15 protein-coding genes and 4 tRNA genes are annotated in these 15,864 nt (G+C 67.4%); 7 read left to right on the top strand and 12 right to left on the bottom strand.

Features of this window, described 5'->3' with window-relative positions; genetic code table 11:
- On the bottom strand, positions 1 to 1,929 hold the full coding sequence (locus IMW82_RS02615) for an ATP-binding cassette domain-containing protein (protein ID WP_211003777.1): 1,929 nt from the start codon (positions 1,927 to 1,929) through the stop codon (positions 1 to 3).
- A gap of 203 nt (positions 1,930 to 2,132) precedes the next feature.
- On the opposite strand from IMW82_RS02615, the gene IMW82_RS02610 reads away from it, so the two are divergent.
- From IMW82_RS02610 to IMW82_RS02590, 5 genes are all read left to right on the top strand, one after another.
- Positions 2,133 to 2,498, top strand: a complete 366-nt coding sequence (locus IMW82_RS02610) for a hypothetical protein (RefSeq protein ID WP_108473185.1) — start codon at positions 2,133 to 2,135, stop codon at positions 2,496 to 2,498.
- 106 nt (positions 2,499 to 2,604) lie between these two features.
- A complete protein-coding gene (locus IMW82_RS02605; protein ID WP_211003776.1) occupies positions 2,605 to 3,639 on the top strand; it encodes an agmatine deiminase family protein in 1,035 nt (344 codons plus the stop codon).
- A gap of 50 nt (positions 3,640 to 3,689) precedes the next feature.
- Positions 3,690 to 4,580 (top strand): carbon-nitrogen hydrolase, encoded by an 891-nt coding sequence (locus IMW82_RS02600; RefSeq protein ID WP_211003775.1) that lies wholly within the window; start codon positions 3,690 to 3,692, stop codon positions 4,578 to 4,580.
- 78 nt (positions 4,581 to 4,658) lie between these two features.
- Positions 4,659 to 5,894: a TraB/GumN family protein gene (locus IMW82_RS02595; RefSeq protein WP_211003774.1), complete on the top strand. Its 1,236-nt coding sequence runs from the start codon at positions 4,659 to 4,661 to the stop codon at positions 5,892 to 5,894.
- 61 nt (positions 5,895 to 5,955) lie between these two features.
- A tRNA-Leu gene (locus IMW82_RS02590) sits at positions 5,956 to 6,039 on the top strand.
- A gap of 94 nt (positions 6,040 to 6,133) precedes the next feature.
- On the opposite strand, the gene IMW82_RS02585 is transcribed toward IMW82_RS02590, so the two are convergent.
- From IMW82_RS02585 to IMW82_RS02535, 11 genes are all read right to left on the bottom strand, one after another.
- Positions 6,134 to 6,514 (bottom strand): HU family DNA-binding protein, encoded by a 381-nt coding sequence (locus IMW82_RS02585; protein WP_108473170.1) that lies wholly within the window; start codon positions 6,512 to 6,514, stop codon positions 6,134 to 6,136.
- A 313-nt stretch (positions 6,515 to 6,827) separates the two neighbouring features.
- Positions 6,828 to 6,901: transfer RNA gene (locus IMW82_RS02580), tRNA-Cys, on the bottom strand.
- Positions 6,902 to 6,985: 84 nt separating this feature from the next.
- Positions 6,986 to 7,061: transfer RNA gene (locus IMW82_RS02575), tRNA-Gly, on the bottom strand.
- Between the two features lie 128 nt (positions 7,062 to 7,189).
- A tRNA-Gly gene (locus tag IMW82_RS02570) sits at positions 7,190 to 7,265 on the bottom strand.
- A gap of 70 nt (positions 7,266 to 7,335) precedes the next feature.
- Positions 7,336 to 7,935 (bottom strand): CDP-diacylglycerol--glycerol-3-phosphate 3-phosphatidyltransferase, encoded by a 600-nt coding sequence (pgsA, locus tag IMW82_RS02565; RefSeq protein ID WP_108472276.1) that lies wholly within the window; start codon positions 7,933 to 7,935, stop codon positions 7,336 to 7,338.
- 72 nt (positions 7,936 to 8,007) lie between these two features.
- On the bottom strand, positions 8,008 to 9,849 hold the full coding sequence (gene uvrC / locus IMW82_RS02560; RefSeq protein WP_108472277.1) for an excinuclease ABC subunit UvrC: 1,842 nt from the start codon (positions 9,847 to 9,849) through the stop codon (positions 8,008 to 8,010).
- A 39-nt stretch (positions 9,850 to 9,888) separates the two neighbouring features.
- The gene (gene kdsB / locus IMW82_RS02555; RefSeq protein ID WP_108472278.1) at positions 9,889 to 10,668 is read right to left on the bottom strand and encodes a 3-deoxy-manno-octulosonate cytidylyltransferase; all 780 of its coding nucleotides are present in this window, start codon (positions 10,666 to 10,668) and stop codon (positions 9,889 to 9,891) included.
- Positions 10,669 to 10,694: 26 nt separating this feature from the next.
- Entirely contained in the window at positions 10,695 to 12,005 is a 1,311-nt protein-coding gene (gene aroA / locus IMW82_RS02550; protein WP_108472279.1) for a 3-phosphoshikimate 1-carboxyvinyltransferase, read from the bottom strand.
- The gene (gene pheA / locus IMW82_RS02545; protein ID WP_108472280.1) at positions 12,002 to 13,090 is read right to left on the bottom strand and encodes a prephenate dehydratase; all 1,089 of its coding nucleotides are present in this window, start codon (positions 13,088 to 13,090) and stop codon (positions 12,002 to 12,004) included. Before pheA ends, aroA begins: the two co-directional genes overlap by 4 nt.
- A gap of 75 nt (positions 13,091 to 13,165) precedes the next feature.
- On the bottom strand, positions 13,166 to 14,254 hold the full coding sequence (gene serC, locus IMW82_RS02540; RefSeq protein WP_108472281.1) for a 3-phosphoserine/phosphohydroxythreonine transaminase: 1,089 nt from the start codon (positions 14,252 to 14,254) through the stop codon (positions 13,166 to 13,168).
- Positions 14,255 to 14,321: 67 nt separating this feature from the next.
- Entirely contained in the window at positions 14,322 to 15,089 is a 768-nt protein-coding gene (locus IMW82_RS02535) for an FHA domain-containing protein (RefSeq protein ID WP_108472282.1), read from the bottom strand.
- A gap of 81 nt (positions 15,090 to 15,170) precedes the next feature.
- On the opposite strand from IMW82_RS02535, the gene IMW82_RS02530 reads away from it, so the two are divergent.
- Together IMW82_RS02530 and infA are read left to right on the top strand one after the other, a co-directional pair.
- Complete coding sequence (locus IMW82_RS02530; RefSeq protein WP_108472283.1) at positions 15,171 to 15,446, top strand: polyhydroxyalkanoic acid system family protein; 276 nt, start codon at positions 15,171 to 15,173, stop codon at positions 15,444 to 15,446.
- Between the two features lie 107 nt (positions 15,447 to 15,553).
- Entirely contained in the window at positions 15,554 to 15,772 is a 219-nt protein-coding gene (gene infA, locus IMW82_RS02525; RefSeq protein ID WP_007508585.1) for a translation initiation factor IF-1, read from the top strand.
- The last annotated feature ends 92 nt before the right edge of the window (positions 15,773 to 15,864 follow it).

Here is a 15,864-nt window from a genome sequence, read left to right as displayed (position 1 = left end):
CTACGCCTCCAGTTGTTCGGCCAGCTCCAGCCACTCGGTTTCGAGTGCTTCCTTCTCACGCTGCAGCTCGGTCTGGCGCTGACCCAGCCGCATCATCTCGCTAGTCGGACCGTTGTAGGTCGCCGGATCGGCCAGTCGGGTTTCCAGCGCGGCCAGCTCGGTGTCGATGGTGGCGGTGCGGGCCTCGATCTTCTTTACCCGCTGGCGCGCGGCTTTCTCGTCGTCGCGCTGGACCGCGGCCTGACGGCGGCGCTGCTCCGGCGAGACTTCCACCACCTTCACCACCGGTTTCGCTGCCGCGCCGGCCTTCGCGGCCTTCTTGCTGGCGGCGCCCCGATTTTTCAGCCAGCGGGCGTAATCGTCCAGGTCGCCGTCGAAGCTTTCCACCACACCGTCGGCGACGCGCCAGAAGCTGTCGCAGACCATGCCGAGCAGGTGGCGGTCGTGCGAGACCAGTACCAGGGCGCCGTCGAAATCGGCCAGCGCGTCGGCCAGCGCCTCGCGCATGTCCAGGTCGAGATGGTTGGTCGGCTCGTCGAGCAGCAGCAGGTTCGGCTTGTCCCAGGCGATCAGCGCCAGCGCGAGGCGTGCGCGCTCGCCACCGGAGAAACCATCGACGGATTCGAATGCGCGGTCGCCGGCGAAATTCCAGGTGCCGAGGAAATCGCGCATGATCTGGGTGGCCACGCCCGGCGCCTTGTCCAGCAGGTGGTCGAGCGGGCTCGCCCCTTCGCGCAGGCTTTCCACCGTGTGCTGGGCGAAGTAGCCGATCTTCAGGTCCTTGTGCACCTTGCGCTCGCCGCCGAACGGTTCGAGTTCCCCGACCAGGGTCTTCACCAGGGTGGACTTGCCGGCGCCGTTCGGGCCGAGCAGGCCGATCCGCTCGCCCGCTTCGATGCTGAAGCGCACGTCGGCCAGCACGATGTGCGCCGCCTCGCCGCTTCCTGCAGCCGGGTCAGCCATATAGCCCGCCGTGATGTCCTCCAGCTGCAGCATCGAATCGGGCAGCCGCCCCGGCGCCGGGAACTGGAAGCTGAAGGGGCGTTCGGCGCGCACCGCCTCGGTGCCGGCCAGCTTTTCCAGCCGCTTCATGCGCGACTGCGCCTGCTTGGCCTTGGTCGCCTTGGCCTTGAAGCGGTCAATGAAGGACTGCAGATGCGCCCGCTCAGCCTGCTCGCGCTCGTGCGAGATCTGCTGCTGGCGCAACTGCTCGGCGCGCAGACGCTCGAATGCGCTGTAGTTGCCGGTGTACAGCCTGGCCTTGCCGTCGTTGAGGTGCAGCGTGTGGGTGATCACGCCATCGAGGAATTCGCGGTCGTGCGAGATGATCAGCAAGGTGCCCTGGTAGCGGCGCAGCCATTCCTCCAGCCACAGCACGGCATCGAGGTCGAGATGGTTGGTTGGTTCGTCCAGCAGCAGCAGGTCGGATGGGCACATCAGCGCGCGCGCCAGGTTCAGCCGCCCGCGCCAGCCGCCGGAGAATTCCTGCACCGCGCGCTCGTGCGTTTCCGGCGGGAAACCCAGGCCATGCAGCAGACGGCCGGCACGGGCACGGCCGTCGTAGCCGTTCAGTTCCTCGATGCGGTGGTGCGCCTTCGCCATCGCCTCCATGTCGCCGCGATCGCCGGCCTCGGCCTCGGCGAGCATCGCGGCGGCCAGTTCCTCGTCGCCACCCAGCACGTAGTCGATCGCCGCGTCCGGCAGCGCCGGGGTTTCCTGTGCCACCGATGCCAGCCGCAGCTTGCCCGACATCTCCAGCTCGCCGGCGTCGCCCTCCAGCGTGCCCTGCAGCGCGGCGAACAGGCTGGACTTGCCGCAGCCGTTACGGCCGATCACGCCCAGGCGCCAGCCGCCCTGGATCACCAGGTCGATGTCGGAAAGCAGCAGACGGCTGCCGCGGCGCAAGGCGAAATGTCGGAAGGAAATCATGGAAAACCTGGATCGGAACCGGGTGGGTCGTTGCCCGCAGCCGCCCATGATAGCGGCGATGGCGCTATTCTCGACGCGTCGGCTGGTGCCGCCGTGCACAGGCGAATGCCGAACCCATCGCAATCGACGGCCATCGGCATGGCGCAGCACCGGCGGTTCTGCTACAACGACGCCGCATACAGCCTTGTATGGAGAGGGGAACCATGGTCAAGTTCACGAGCAGTTTGCCGATCGTCATCATGCTGGCCGCTGCCGCCGGCCTGGCTGTATCGCAGCCGGCCAGTGCGGCCCAGTCGCGCGGACACGGCGACAGCCTGCTGATCCACCGCGTGCAGCAGGAAAAGGACATGAACCTGCCCAAGCGTGGGCTGAGCATGGCCCAGGTCGAGAAGACCTGGGGCGCGCCGCAGCGCAAGCTCTCGCCGCGCGGCGGCGACAGCAAGAAGCACCCGCAGATCAACCGCTGGGAATACGCGAACTTCATCGTGTACTTCGAACACAGCCACGTGATCCACGCGGTGCTCAACACGCCGGCCGGCAACAATACCAACCCGGCGGACGTCAACTGAATCAATGACACGAACGACGCGGCCCGTGGTGACACGGGCCGCGTTCTCATGTGTGCGGTTCCCGCGTCGTACAATGTGCGGCCCTTCCCCGCATGAGGCCGCCAGCATGACCGACCACTCCCTGCGCCTGCCGGCGGAATGGGAACCGCAGGCCGCGGTGCTGATCGCGTGGCCGCACACCGGTACCGACTGGGCTGAACGGCTGGTCGCGGTGGAAACCACCTACGTGGCGCTGGCCGTCGCGGTGACCCGGTTCCAGCCGCTGATCATCGTGGTCGCGGATGTTGCACTGCGCGCGCACGTGCAGTCGCAATTGCGCGACGCCCGCGTGGATCTCGCCAGGATCCGCTTCGTCGAGCTGCCCTACGACGACACCTGGCTGCGCGACTCCGGCCCGATCACGCTGCGAGGTGGGGCAGAAGGCTTTCAGCTCACCGACTTCCGCTTCACCGGCTGGGGTGGCAAGTTCGGCGCCGCGCAGGACGACGCGCTGGTCGCCGGGCTGGTGCAGGCCGGCGTGTTCGGCCATGCCGCGCACAGGCGCATCGACTGGGCGCTGGAAGGCGGTGGCATCGAGAGCGACGGCAGCGGCACCATCCTCACCACCTGGCGCTGCCTGGTGCAGCGTCACCCGGAGCAGTCGCGCGAGGAAATGAGCGCGATCCTGCGCGACGGCCTGCACGCCGACCGCGTGCTGTGGCTAGACTACGGCTACCTCGAAGGCGACGACACCGACGCGCACATCGACACCCTCGCCCGCTTCGCCCCCGGCGAGCGCATCGTGTTCCAGGCCTGCGACGATCCCGGCGACCCGCACCACGACGAGCTGCAGCGCATGGCGGCCGAGCTGGCGGCGCTGCGCACAGCCGACGGCCGTCCGTACCAGTTGTATCCGCTGCCGTGGGCGCAGCCAATCGTCGACGAGGGCCGCCGGCTCGCCGCGTCCTACGCGAACTACCTGATCGTCAACGGCGCCGTGCTGGTGCCCGCCTATGGCGACGAGGCCGACGATGACGCCGCGCGCATCATCGGCGCCGCGCACCCGGGCCGGGTCGTGGTGCAGGTGCCATGCCGCCCGCTGATCTGGCAGAACGGCAGCCTGCACTGCATCACCATGCAGCTGCCGGCGGGTATCGCCTGAATCGCATCGGCTAGACTATCGGGCCTGGCCTGTGCCGAGGATTCACCCCGATGACCCGCAAGACCCTCAAGGTCGCGCTGCTGCAGGAAACCGACCGCGGCAGCCGCGACGCCAACCTCGACGCGATCGAGGCCGGCCTGCGCGAAGCCGCCGCGGCCGGTGCCGAACTGGTGTTGCTGCAGGAACTGCACAACGGCCCGTACTTCTGCCAGCACGAGTCGGTGGAGATCTTCGACCAGGCCGAGAGCATTCCCGGCCCGGGCACCTCGCGCATCGGCAAGCTGGCCGAGGAGTTGAAGCTGGTCGTGGTCGCCTCTCTGTTCGAGCGTCGCGCCGCCGGCCTGTACCACAACACCGCGGTGGTGTTCGACCGCTCGGCGGCGATCGCCGGCACCTATCGCAAGATGCACATCCCGGACGATCCGGCGTTCTACGAAAAGTTCTACTTCACCCCCGGCGACCTCGGTTTTGAACCGATCGACACCTCGGTCGGTCGCCTCGGCGTGCTGGTGTGCTGGGACCAGTGGTATCCGGAAGCGGCGCGCCTGATGGCGCTGGCCGGCGCCGAACTGCTGCTCTACCCCACCGCGATCGGCTGGGACCCGAACGACGTGCAGGCCGAGAAGGATCGCCAGCGCGACGCCTGGATCACCGTGCAGCGCGGCCACGCGGTAGCCAACGGCCTGCCGCTGCTGTCGTGCAACCGCACCGGCTTCGAGGCCGACCCGTCGGGCGTCGGCGCCGGCATCCAGTTCTGGGGTTCCAGCTTCGTCGCCGGCCCGCAGGGCGAGTTGCTGGCCCAGGCCGGCACCGACCAGCGCCAGCTGCTGCTGGCCGAGGTCGATCTGGCGCGCAGCGAGCACGTGCGGCGAATCTGGCCGTTCCTGCGCGACCGGCGCATCGACGCGTATGCCGACCTGCTCAAGCGCTTCCGTGACTGAAGCCCCGCCCCGTTGCTTGTTCTGCATGGCCGTCGTCCCCATGCTTGGACTCTCCACGACGACTGACCTGCTGATCGCATGAGTGTTCCCGAAACCGAAACCACCACGCTGCCTGCCGCCCTGCAGGGTCAGCCGATCGAGCGCGTGCAGCGCGACGGCGTGGAATACGTGGTGCTGGGTACTGCGCACGTCTCGCGCAGCAGCATGGAAGCGGTCGACGCCTTGCTGGCCAGCGAACACTTCGACGCCGTGGCGGTGGAGCTTTGCGACAGCCGCGCGCAGAGCATGCGCGACCCGGAAGCGTTCAAGCAGATGGACCTGTTCAAGGTGATCCGCCAGGGCAAGGCCGGCATGGTCGCCGCCAGCCTGGTGCTGTCCACGTTCCAGAAACGCCTGGCCGACCAGTCCGGCATCCAGCCCGGCGCCGAGATGAAGGCGGCGATGGACGGTGCCGAACAGCGTGGCCTGCCACTGTGGCTGATCGACCGCGAAGTCGGCACCACGCTCAAGCGCGCCTGGCGCAGCGTGGGTTTCTGGCAGCGCTTCGGCCTGCTCGGCGGGCTGCTGGCCAGCGTGTTCGACCGCGAGGACATCGAACAGGGCGAGATCGAGAAACTGAAACAGGGCGACCTGCTGGAAAGCGCGTTCAGCGAGTTCGCCAGCAGCTCGAAGCCGCTCTACGACAGCCTGATCGGCGAGCGTGATGCGTTCATGGCCGCGCGCCTGCGCGAGGAAGCCGCTCGCTCCGCTGGTGCGGAAAACCGCCGCGTACTGGTGGTGATCGGCGCCGGCCACCTCAAGGGCCTGTGCACCTTGCTGCGCGAACAGCAGGACGATCCTGCCGCCAAGGTCGCCGAGCTTGCCGTCTCGCCGCCGAAGGCACACTGGCCAAAATGGGTGGCCGCCGGGCTGGTACTGCTGGTGTTCGCCGCGATCGCCTGGGCGTTCCATCGCAATGCATCGCTGGGCACGCAGGCGCTGATGGCCTGGGTGTTGTTCACCGGCGGTTTCGCCGCACTGGGCGCACTGGTCGCCGGCGGCCATCCGCTAAGCGTCGTCGCTGCCTTCATTGCCGCACCGATCAAGCCGTTCCGCCCCGGCATCCCCGCCGGCGGCATCAGCGCGATGGCCGAAGCCTGGGCGCGCCGCCCGCGGGTGGTCGACTTCGACACCTTGCGCGACGACATCGTGCACTGGAGCGGCTGGTGGAAGAACCGCGTGGCGCGCACCCTGCTCAACTTCTTCCTGGTCAGCGTGGGCACCATCATCGGCGAGTACAGCGCCGGCATCCACATCTTCAAGAGCCTGTTCTGACCCGGCCACCGAGGCGGCGCATGCTACGATGCGCCCGCCCGCAGCTTGCCGCGGGCACTGCGCCCGGATGGCGAAACTGGTAGACGCAAGGGACTTAAAATCCCTCACCCTCACGGGTATCCCGGTTCGATCCCGGGTCCGGGCACGCCACCTCATCCATCAGATTGCGTCGCCCACAAAAAAAGTGCGGCGGACAAGCCGCCGCACCTTCGATAACGGGTGCCGGTGAACCGACGATATCAGGCCGCCGCGTCCTTCAGCTTCTTCAGCGGGCGGATCTTGACCTTGACCGACGCCGGCTTGGCCGCGAACCACTGCTCTTCCTTGGTGAACGGGTTGATACCCTTGCGCTTCGGCTTGGCCGGCACGCTCACCGCGGTGATCTTCAGCAGGCCAGGCAGCTGGAACGAGCCGGCGCCCTTCTTGTGCACCGAACCGGCCACCGCGCCTTCCAGCGCTGCCAGCACGGCACGCACGTCCTTGGCCACCACACCGCTGGCATCGGCGATGTGCGCCACCAGGCTGGACTTGTTCAGGACTTCCTTGATCGGCTTGGGTGCGGCGGGTGCGGCCTTGGATGCCGGCTTGCTTTTTGCAGCTGCTTTCTGCGTCTTTGCCATGGGTTTCCCCTCGTGGATATATGGTGATTGGTTCGTATGCCTCGCGGCACGCTGAATGTAGGGGAATTCGGCGATGACGCCAACGGGTCGAACGCCAAAAACCGCAAAAAAAGCGCTGCAGCGACGCGATCGACGGTCCAGCTGCCTGCCGCAAGTGCGAAATGGCCGCGCCGCCACGGCAAGTTGCCGCGAGCAGCGTTTGTCCACGAAGCACGGGCAAACGAAAACCCACCGTTCGTGGCGCCTGTCTTGCGGCACAAAAAAACCCGCCGAGGGCGGGTTTCCAGCGGTTGCATGACAACCGGTTGCGCAATGGAGGCCAAGGTCGGAATCGAACCGGCGTACGCGGATTTGCAGTCCGCTGCATGACCACTCTGCCACCTGGCCATTGCTTGGTGCATCGCGACCATGATGATCGCAGGTTGCCTCTAAAAAACAAAACCCCGGTGAGCCGAGGTTCTGCTTGAAAACTGGAGCGGGAAACGAGACTCGAACTCGCGACCCCGACCTTGGCAAGGTCGTGCTCTACCAACTGAGCTATTCCCGCATCGGAGCCGCGAATCATAGCAGAACGGAGTTGCTTGTGAATAGCCTCGACAGCGGTTTTCGGTACGGAATGCGGGAGAAGCGCCGATACGACGAAGCCCCGGACGGGCCGGGGCTTCGTGTGCAAACTGGAGCGGGAAACGAGACTCGAACTCGCGACCCCGACCTTGGCAAGGTCGTGCTCTACCAACTGAGCTATTCCCGCATTGGAGCCGCGCATTCTAATACGTGAATGCGGATCGTCAAGCCTACGTCGCCTCGTCGTGGCCACGCGCTCAGCTATGGCTTTTGCCCGATACCACGTCGGCGCTCAGGATCGGCCACGCCGCGCGCAGGTAATGCAGGCCCGACCAGATCGTGAGTACGCCGGCGATCACCAGCAACGCCTCGCCGATGTGGTACAGCCGCAGCGCCTCGGCGGCCTTCTCGTGCTGCACGATCAGCACCACCAGCGCGACCATCTGCATCACCGTCTTCAGCTTGCCGATGAAGGCCACCTTGACGGTGGCGCGCATGCCGATCTCGGCCATCCACTCACGCAGCGCCGACACGCTGATCTCGCGCCCCACGATCACTGCCGCGGTCACCGCCATCAGGATGCCCGGCCAGCCGCCGCGATGCGATTCGACCAGCAGGAACAGCGTCACCGCGACCATCAGCTTGTCGGCGACCGGGTCGAGGAACGCGCCGAAGGCCGAGGTGAGATTCATCCGCCGCGCCAGATAACCGTCGAGCCAGTCGGTGACCGCCGCCAGCACGAACACGATCGCCGCGGTGATGTTGTGCCCCGGGAACGGCAGGTAGAAAACCACCACCATGACCGGCAACAGCGCAACGCGAAAGAGGGTCAGCCAGGTCGGCAGGTTGATGTGCATGATTCGCCCCGATGATTTGTTGCAGTTTCGCATGCCCGCGCGCTACTGCCGAGTGAAGGCGTGCGCCGATGTTCAGCCATGCAGGCTGGCGTAGATGCGCTCGGCCAGGCCGCGATCGATGCCTTTCACCTGCATCAGTTCCTCGACACCGGCGCGTTCCAGGCCCTGCATGCCGCCGAACGCCTTCAGCAGGGCGGAACGCCGACGTGCGCCGATGCCCGGCACATCCTCCAGCACACTGCGTTCGCGCGCCTTCTCGCGCCGCTTGCGATGGCCGCTGATGGCGAAGCGGTGCGCCTCGTCACGCACCGCCGCGACCAGGTGCAAGGCCGGCGACGATGAGCCCGGGTGCAACTCGCGCCCGGGATGTCCTGCCTCGATCCGCGCCAGCACCAGGGTTTCCTCGCCGGCGCGCCGGCCCGGGCCTTTCGCCACGCCCACCACCTCGATGCCGTCGACGCCAAGTTCCCGCAGCACCTCCAGCGCCTGCGCCACCTGCCCGCCGCCGCCATCGATCAGCAGCACGTCCGGGCGTGCGCCCTCGCCTTCGGCGACCTTGCGGAAGCGCCGGGTCAGCGCCTGATGCATCGCCGCGTAGTCGTCGCCGGGGGTGATGCCGGTGATGTTGAAGCGGCGGTAGTGCGATTTCTCCGGCCCTTCCGGGCCGAACACCACGCACGAGGCCACGGTCAGTTCGCCCATGGTGTGGCTGATGTCGAAGCACTCGATGCGACGGGGCGACTCGTCCAGCCCCAGCACCTTCTGCAGGTCGTCGAAACGCGTGCCCAGGGTCTGCCGGCTGGCCAGTCGCGCGGTCAGCGAGGCCTGCGCATTGCGTTCGGCCATCTGCAGGAACTGCGCACGCTCGCCGCGCACACTGGATTTCAGCTCCACCGCGTGGCCGGCCTGCTGGGCCAGCAGTTCGGCCAGGATCTGCTGGTCGGCCAACGTCTCGCCCAGGATCAGCTCGCGCGGCACCGGCCGATCCAGGTAGTACTGCGCGATGAACTGCGCCAGCACATCGGCCGGCTCGGCATCCAGCGGCAGGCGCGGGAAGAAGTCGCGCGTGCCCAGGCTGATGCCGTCGCGGAAGAACAGCACGCTGACGCAGGCCATGCCCGCCTCGATGCGGCAGGCGAGCACGTCCATGTCGGCACTGGCCCCCTGCACGTGGTGCTGCGCCTGCAGCTGGCGCAGCGCGGCCACCTGGTCGCGCAGCTTCGCCGCGCGCTCGAATTGCAGTGACTTGCTGGCCTGTTCCATCGCCTCGGCCAGCTCGTCGATCACCGCGTTGCTGCGCCCTTCCAGGAACATCTCGGCATGGCGCACGTCGTTGCGGTAGTCCTCCACGCTGATCAGCCCCACGCACGGCGCGCTGCAGCGGCCGATCTGGTACAGCAGGCACGGCCGCGTGCGGTTGCGGAAGTAGCTGTCCTCGCACTGGCGCACCTTGAACAGCTTCTGCATCAGGTTGAGGCTCTCGCGCACCGCGTAGACGCTCGGGTACGGCCCGAAGTAGCGCCCGGGCAGGTTCTTCGCACCGCGGTGGAAGGCCAGCCGCGGGTAGTCTTCGCCGGTGGAAAGATAGATGTACGGGTAGCTCTTGTCGTCGCGCAGCAGGATGTTGTAGCGCGGCTTCAGCGACTTGATCAGCTGCGATTCCAGCAGCAGCGCCTCGCCCTCGGTGCGCGTCACGGTGATCTCGACGCGGGCGATCTGCGCCACCATCGCGGCGATGCGCGGCTCCATCCGCGGTTTCAGGAAATAGCTGCCGACGCGCTTTTTGAGGTTGCCCGCCTTGCCCACGTAGAGCAGCTCGCCGGCCGCGTCGAAATGGCGGTAGACGCCGGGCGAGGTGGTAAGCGTGCGGACGAAGGCCTTGCCGTCAAAGGGGAGCGGTTGCGTGGACTGCATGGGGTCATTCTAGCGGCGATGACCCATACAAATGGTGGCTCAGTGCTGCGTGCGCAACCACTGTTCCGCGCGCAGCAGGTCCGCTTCGGTGTCGATGCCAGGCGGGAACGGCTCCGGGGTCAGCCGCACCGCGATCGCATGGCCGTGCTCCAGCACGCGCAGTTGTTCCAGCGATTCGGTCTGCTCCAGCGGCGTGCGCGGCAGGCGGCTGTAGCGGTCGAGGAAACCGGCGCGGTAGGCGTAGATGCCGATATGCCGCAGGAACGGCGAGCCGGACGGCAGCGCGTGGCGGTCGATGGCGAACGCATCGCGCGCCCACGGCAGCGGCGCGCGGCTGAAGTACAGCGCGCGGCCATTGGCAGCGCGCACCAGCTTCACCACGTTCGGGTCGAACAGTTCCTCGGCGTCGATGATCGGCGTGGCCAGGGTCGCCATCGGCGCGTCGTCGCCGGCCAGCGCCTGCGCCACCGCACGGATGCCGGCGGCCGGCGCGAACGGTTCGTCGCCCTGCAGGTTCACCACGATGCTGTCGTCGGCCCAGCGATAGTGCCGTGCGCACTCGGCCAGGCGGTCGCTGCCCGAGGCGTGGTCGCTGCGGGTCATGCAGATGTCCACGCCGCGCTGGCCGGCCAGCGCGGCGGCAATGCGTTCATCGTCGACCGCCACCACCACCTGGCTGGCGCCGGCCTGCAGTGCACGTTGTGCCACCCGCACCACCATTGGCACGCCGTCGATCTCGCGCAGCGGCTTGGCCGGAAGCCGGGTCGAGCCGTAGCGGGCGGGAATGGCGACGATGAATGGAGGCACGATGTCGGACATGGTAGTCCCGGTCAGTGAGTGGGATGTCAGGCCACGGCCTGCAAGGCGAAACCGCAGCCGTTGGCCAGCTCCAGAAAGCCGGGGAAGGACGTGGCGACATGGCTGCAGTCATCGATGCGCACCGGTCCGGCAGCGACCAGGCCAGCCACCGCGAAACTCATCGCGATGCGATGGTCCAGATGGCTCTCCACCGTGCCGCCACCCAGCCGGCCACCGTGGATGATCGCACCGTCCGGCGTTTCCTCGATCGCCGCGCCGAGTACGCGCAGGCCAGTGGCCATGCTGGCGATGCGATCGGATTCCTTCACCCGCAACTCGGCCGCGCCGCGGATGACCGTGGTGCCGCTGGCCACCGCGGCGGCGATGAACAGCGCGGGAAATTCGTCGATCATGTCCGGCACCAGCGCCTCGGGCAGCTCGACGCCATGCAACGGCGCGTGGCGCACCACCAGGTCGCCGACCGGCTCGCCGCCGGCCTCGCGCTCCTGTTCGATCGTGATGTCCGCACCCATCAGACGCAACGCCTGCAACAGGCCGGTGCGGCGCGGATTGAGGCCCACCGCCGGCAGGTGCAGTTGCGAACCCGGCACGATGCTGGCGGCGACCAAGAAGAACGCCGCCGAGGAAAAGTCGGCCGGCACCTCGACGTCGGTGGCACGCAGCGCGTGATGGCCCGACAGTTTCGCCCGGCCCGGCGCGAACGCGATCGGCCAGCCGAACGCGGCCAGCATGCGCTCGGTGTAGTCGCGGGTCGGATGCGGCTCGATGATCTCGGTGTCGCCCGCCGCATACAGGCCAGCCAGCAGCAGCGCGGACTTCACCTGCGCGCTGGCCACCGGCAGTTGGTAGCGAATACCCTGCAACGGCTGGCCGCCGTGCACGTGCAACGGCGGCAGGCCATCATGTGTGTCGATATGCGCACCCATCAGCGCCAGCGGCCCGGTCACCCGGCGCATCGGCCGCTTCGACAGCGAGGCGTCGCCGACCAGGGTGCTGTCGAACGCCTGCCCGGCCAGCAAGCCGGTCAGCAGGCGCATGCCGGTACCGGCGTTGCCGCAATCCAGCGCTTGCGTCGTGCCGCGCAGGCCGTGCAGACCCGTGCCGTGCACCACGCGTTCGCCGGGCGACGGCGTGTCGATGCGCACGCCGAGCTGCGCCAGCACGGCGGCGGTGGCGCGGGTGTCCTCGCCTTCGAGGAAGCCGCGGATGCGCGAGTCGCCGTCGGCGATCGCCGCCAGCATCAGCGCGCGGTGCGACACCGACTTGTCACCGGGCACGCGCACGTTGCCATGCAGCGGGCCGTTCGACCGGCTGCTCCAGTCCAGGCGACCGCTCAAGGCAGGGCCACCGGGTAGGAACCGAGCACACGGACGGTCGCCGCCGATGCGCCGATGTCCTGCACCGCCGCCTGCAGCGCGGGGTCGTCGATGTGGCCGGAAACGTCGATGAAGAACGCGTACTGCCACTTGCCGGTATGCGCCGGCCGCGACTCGATGCGATTCAGGCTGATGCCGTGCCTGGCGAACGGACTGAGCACGTCGTACAGCGCGCCGGGCTTGTCGTTCACCGTGACCAGCAACGAGGTGCGGTCGTTGCCCGAGGGCGGGAACAGCGTGCGGCCGATCACCAGGAAGCGCGTGGTGTTGTCGGCGCGGTCCTCGATGCCCTGGGCCACGGTCTTCAGCCGGTAGACCTTGCCTGCGCTCTCGCCTGCGATCGCCGCGACATCGTCGGTATGCAGCGCCAGCCGTGCGGCCTCGGCATTGCTCGACACCGCGATGCATTCGACTTCGGGAAGGTTGATGCGCAGCCAGGTCTTGCACTGCTGCAGCGACTGCGCGTGAGCGTAGATGCGGCGCACGTCTTCCAGCCTGCCGCTGCGCGAATGCAGGCACTGGTGCACGCGCAACTCGACTTCGCCGCAGATGGTGGCCTCGGAGGTGAGGAACATGTCCAGGGTGACCTGGATCATGCCCTGGCCGGAATTCTCCACCGGCACCACGCCGAAATCGGCATGCCCGGCGGCGACCTCCTGGAACACCTCCTCGATGCTGCCCAGCGGCAGCCCGTAGGCGGCATGACCGAAATGCTTGCGCACGGCCTGTTCGCTGAAGGTGCCTTCCGGCCCCAGGAAGCCGATCTTCAACGGATCCTCCTGGGCGAGGCAGGACGACATGATCTCGCGAAACAGGCGCACCATCTCGACATCGGACAATGGCCCCTGGTTGCGGTCCACCACCATGCGCAGCACGTGAGCCTCGCGCTCGGGGCGGTAATAGTCGATCGCGGAGAGCCCCTCCCCTTTCACCTTCGCCACCGTTCGCGCATGGTTGGCGCGCTCGGAAATTAGCTGCTGGATCTTCCGGTCGATGCTGTCGATGCGTTCGCGCATCTCGCTCAACGGGGTCTTGGGGTCGGTCATGCGTTCAGCCGCCTGGATGGATGGAAGTCCAAATGATGAAGCGGCATCTTGCCTGAAAATTCCGCTTTGGTGCGCTCAACCATGACGCTGCATGAAATCCCGCATGAATGCGTTGAGCACCTCGACCGCCTCCAGCGGCACCGCGTTGTACAGCGAGGCGCGCATGCCGCCGAGCGCCTTGTGGCCCTTCAGCGCAAGCAGGCCGGCCGCCTCGGATTCCTGCAGGAAGGCTGCATCCAGCGCAGCGTCGTGCAGGGTGAAACGCACGTTCATGCGCGAGCGCGCGGACGGCTCGATCGGGTTGCGGTAGTAGCCGCCGGAGCCGTCGATGGCCCGGTACAGCAGTTCGGCCTTGGCCCGGTTGCACGCGGCCATCACGCCCAGCCCGCCCTGTTCCTTGAGCCACTGGAAGGTCAGCCCGGCCACGTACCAGCCCCAGGTGTTCGGCGTGTTGAGCATCGAATCGGCGGCGGCGTGCTCGGCGTAGCGGAAGATCCGTGCCATCGGTCGACCGACCCGCTGCAGCAGGTCACGGCGGATGATCATCAGCACCAGGCCGGACGGGCCGATGTTCTTCTGCGCGCCGGCATAGATCAGCCCGAAGCGGCTCACCTCCAGCGGTTCGGACAGGATGTTCGAGGACAGGTCCGCCACCAGCGGCACCGTGCCGCCGACGTCGGGAATGGCGTGGAACTCGACGCCATGGATGGTCTCGTTCGGCGTGTAATGCACGTAGGCGGCGTTCGGGTCGAGCTGCCAGCTGTCGCGCGGCGGCAGCTTCAGGTAATCGTCTGCTTCGCCGCTGGCCGCCACGTTCACCCGCACGTAGGGTTTGGCCTCGCTGACTGCCTTCGCACTCCAGTGGCCACTGACGACGTAGTCGGCGCTGTCGCCCTCGCCAGCCAGGTTCATCGGGATTTGCGCGAAGTGCTGGGTGGCGCCGCCCTGCAGGAACAGCACGGCGTAGTCGGCCGGGATCTGCATCAACTCGCGCAGGTCGGCCTCGGCCTGGGCGGCCATCGCGATGAAGCGCTTGCCGCGGTGGGACTGCTCCATCACCGAAGCGCCGCTGCCGTTCCAGTCCAGCATCTCGCGCTGGGCGCGTTCGAGTACCGCCAGCGGCAGCGCCGCCGGGCCGGCGCTGAAATTCCAGACTCTGCTCACGTGCGCCTGCGTCCTGTCGGGGGTGTCCCGCGCATTATGGCGCGGCGCAGCATGGCGCGGTCAACCCTCAGAACCGGATCAGCAGCACCAGTGCGATGCCCAGTGCCAGCACGGCCGCGGTGACGATCAGCCACCACACCTCGCCGCTCGGGCCGGCAGTGTCTTCCGGCAGCTGTTGCGGCAGCGGCTCGGCCATCACGATTTCCGGCTCCGGCTCCATCCCCGGGCCGTCGACCACGTAGCGGTGCATCGCCACGCCGATCTGGTCGCCAGGCTGCAATGCCAGCTTCTGCACCGCCACGCCGTTGACCCGCAGCGGGTGGCGTTCGCACGACTGGGTGGTTTCCAGCCACAGCTGGCCACCCTCCCAGAAGATCCGCAGCGCCACGATGTCGCCCTGCGGCAGTTCCAGCGGGCAGTCGCCGTGCGGGCCGAACGTCAGGCTGTCCTGCAACGGCAGTACCCGTCCGGACAGCGGGCCGGCCACGGCACGCAAGGCTACCGTGCAGCGACCCTGCTCGGGTACGTTCAGCGGCGGGCGCCGGGCCAGGTCCTCGTCGGCACGCAGCAACAAGCGGCAGTCGCCCACGCTGACCACGTCGCCGGCACGCAGCAAGGCACGTTCGCGCACCGGCCGCGCGTTGACGTGGATGCGCTCGGCCGACGGCAGCACCTGCAGCACCCAGCCACGGCGATCCTGCTGAATGCGCAGGTGCTGCGCCCCTGCCTGGTCGGCAGCCAGCACGAGGTCATTGTCGGACGCGCTGCCGATGCGCAACTGCGCCTGCGTCCAATGGAAATCCTCACGGGCCGCATGGGGGAATTCGATACGCATGGATCAACCGGTTGATGGACCACGAAACTCTAGCATGCGGCCGCAAGGCATTAAGATGCTGCCTTTGGCCTGGAACCCGTCATGCCCAGAATCGATATCCGTCGCCCGCATCAATTGTCGATCGCCGAGGCCCGCGCCGTGGTCGACCAGGTGGCCGCCCGCATGCACGAGAAATTCGGCATGGATGGACGCTGGCAGGACGACACCCTGCTGTTTTCCCGGTCCGGCGTCAGCGGCTCGATCGCCGTGGGTGGCGACGCGATCCAGGTCAAGGCCGAGCTGGGTCTGCTGCTGGCGCCGCTGAAGGGCATGATCGAACAGGAGATCCGGCGCAAACTGGACGAGCATTTCGCCTGATTCCCGCCGGCCCGGGCTGGCGTTGATGATTCTTTAACCATGCACGCATCCGTGGCATAATCGATGGCTTACGCAGCCATGACGGCTGTGCGTGAACCCCGGAACACATGGCCAAAGACGACGTCATCGAAATGGAAGGCACGGTCCAGGAGACCCTGCCGAACACCATGTTTCGTGTGCAATTGGAGAACGGGCACGTGATCATCGCCCACATTTCCGGCCGCATGCGCAAGCACTACATCCGCATCCTTACCGGCGACAAGGTCAAGATCGAAATGACCCCGTACGACCTGAGCAAGGGACGCATCACGTACCGTATGAAGTAAGCGCGGCGGCGGCGGCTTCCACTCCCACGCGGCGACGGTGCCAGACATGACAAAGGCGGCGCAATGCGCCGCCTTTGCTTTGCCCGGCGTTT

The organism is Rhodanobacter sp. B2A1Ga4 (genome assembly GCF_018101315.1).
Classification (GTDB): domain Bacteria; phylum Pseudomonadota; class Gammaproteobacteria; order Xanthomonadales; family Rhodanobacteraceae; genus Rhodanobacter; species Rhodanobacter thiooxydans_A.
This window is presented reverse-complemented; position numbering and strand designations above follow the sequence as displayed.

Bases quoted from the DNA above. Each gene is read 5' to 3' on its own strand.
- IMW82_RS02615 (WP_211003777.1), bottom strand. From the start codon at position 1,929: ATGATTTCCTTCCGACATTTCGCCTTGCGCCGCGGCAGCCGTCTGCTG.
- IMW82_RS02610 (WP_108473185.1), top strand. From the start codon at position 2,133: ATGGTCAAGTTCACGAGCAGTTTGCCGATCGTCATCATGCTGGCCGCT.
- IMW82_RS02605 (WP_211003776.1), top strand. From the start codon at position 2,605: ATGACCGACCACTCCCTGCGCCTGCCGGCGGAATGGGAACCGCAGGCC.
- IMW82_RS02600 (WP_211003775.1), top strand. From the start codon at position 3,690: ATGACCCGCAAGACCCTCAAGGTCGCGCTGCTGCAGGAAACCGACCGC.
- IMW82_RS02595 (WP_211003774.1), top strand. From the start codon at position 4,659: ATGAGTGTTCCCGAAACCGAAACCACCACGCTGCCTGCCGCCCTGCAG.
- IMW82_RS02585 (WP_108473170.1), bottom strand. From the start codon at position 6,514: ATGGCAAAGACGCAGAAAGCAGCTGCAAAAAGCAAGCCGGCATCCAAG.
- pgsA (WP_108472276.1), bottom strand. From the start codon at position 7,935: ATGCACATCAACCTGCCGACCTGGCTGACCCTCTTTCGCGTTGCGCTG.
- uvrC (WP_108472277.1), bottom strand. From the start codon at position 9,849: ATGCAGTCCACGCAACCGCTCCCCTTTGACGGCAAGGCCTTCGTCCGC.
- kdsB (WP_108472278.1), bottom strand. From the start codon at position 10,668: ATGTCCGACATCGTGCCTCCATTCATCGTCGCCATTCCCGCCCGCTAC.
- pheA (WP_108472280.1), bottom strand. From the start codon at position 13,090: ATGACCGACCCCAAGACCCCGTTGAGCGAGATGCGCGAACGCATCGAC.
- IMW82_RS02535 (WP_108472282.1), bottom strand. From the start codon at position 15,089: ATGCGTATCGAATTCCCCCATGCGGCCCGTGAGGATTTCCATTGGACG.
- IMW82_RS02530 (WP_108472283.1), top strand. From the start codon at position 15,171: ATGCCCAGAATCGATATCCGTCGCCCGCATCAATTGTCGATCGCCGAG.
- infA (WP_007508585.1), top strand. From the start codon at position 15,554: ATGGCCAAAGACGACGTCATCGAAATGGAAGGCACGGTCCAGGAGACC.